This is a genomic window from Streptomyces sp. PU-14G (assembly GCF_041028275.1).
Taxonomy (GTDB): domain Bacteria; phylum Actinomycetota; class Actinomycetes; order Streptomycetales; family Streptomycetaceae; genus Streptomyces.
This window is the reverse complement of the sequence record NZ_JASKYT010000694.1, coordinates 1-1,003: the sequence shown is the minus strand read 5'-3', so window position 1 is coordinate 1,003 and position 1,003 is coordinate 1. Positions and strand designations below refer to the sequence as shown.

Here is a 1,003-nt window from a genome sequence, read left to right as displayed (position 1 = left end):
GCCCGGCAGGGGCGGTTCGACGAGGGGCCGCGTGAGCCACCGCACGGGCGCGGTCGACAGCAGGACGGCGGCAGCGGCGCCCAGGGCCGTCAGCAGGGCCGCGCCCAGGGGGCCCAGTGGGCGCAGCGGCGCGTCCCAGCCGTACGCGTGGGCGGTGGTGGCCAGCAGCCCGTGCAACAGGTACGGGTACAGGGTGACGGCGCCCGGCGCGGTCAGCCACAGCGTGCGCCGGGGTACCAGGGCGAGAAAGGCGGCAGTCATCAGGGCGGTCACCGCGAACAGGGCCAGCCGCACGAGCAGGTAAGGCATCGCGGCGACGCCGAGGTCGGCCTGACCGTAGCTCATCCACAGCCAGTGCACATCGGTGCCGGGGGCGAGCGCGTACGCTGCGGCGGCGCCGGCCGTGAGCACCACCGGGGCGCACCAGCGCACCCAGCCGCTGTCGCGCAGCCGCGCGAGGTGGGCGGGGTTCAGGGTCAGTCCCAGCACGAACCAGGGGAGGAACATCAGCACGCGGGGCAGCGCCAGGTCGTGGCCCAGGGTGGAGGTGCCGGCGGTCAGGGAGATCAGCGCGGCCACGGGCACCGGCCAGGGCACGACCCGCCACACCGGCGCGGTCAGCCGCCAGACGAAGAGTGCGGCCAGAAACCAGCACACGAAGGTGGGTTCGGTCGGAGTGAGCCGGTACGGCTTGTGCCAGACGGTGGCCTCCACCGCGCTGTAGAGCACCTCGAAGACGAGGTACGGCACGAGTACTCCGGCGAGCAGTCTGCGCAACTGGTCGGGGCGTCCGGTGAAGCCGCGCGAGAGATAGCCGCTGAGCAGGATGAAGGCGGGCATGTGGAACGAGGCGATCCACAGGTAGGCGGCCTTCACGGTGCGGGAGCCCTCGACCAGCCCCATGGGCCAGGTGTGACCGATGACGACGAGCACGATCAGCAGGAACTTGGCGTTGTCGAGAAAGGGATCGCGCTCGGCGGGGCCCCTTCCCCCACCCTTCTCG

1 protein-coding gene is annotated in these 1,003 nt (G+C 72.2%); it reads right to left on the bottom strand.

What is annotated here, in order from left to right; translation table 11 throughout:
• Positions 1-1,003 (bottom strand): acyltransferase family protein (locus tag AB8Z75_RS34765; RefSeq protein WP_369209106.1); only part of this gene is annotated, 1,003 nt, incomplete at both ends.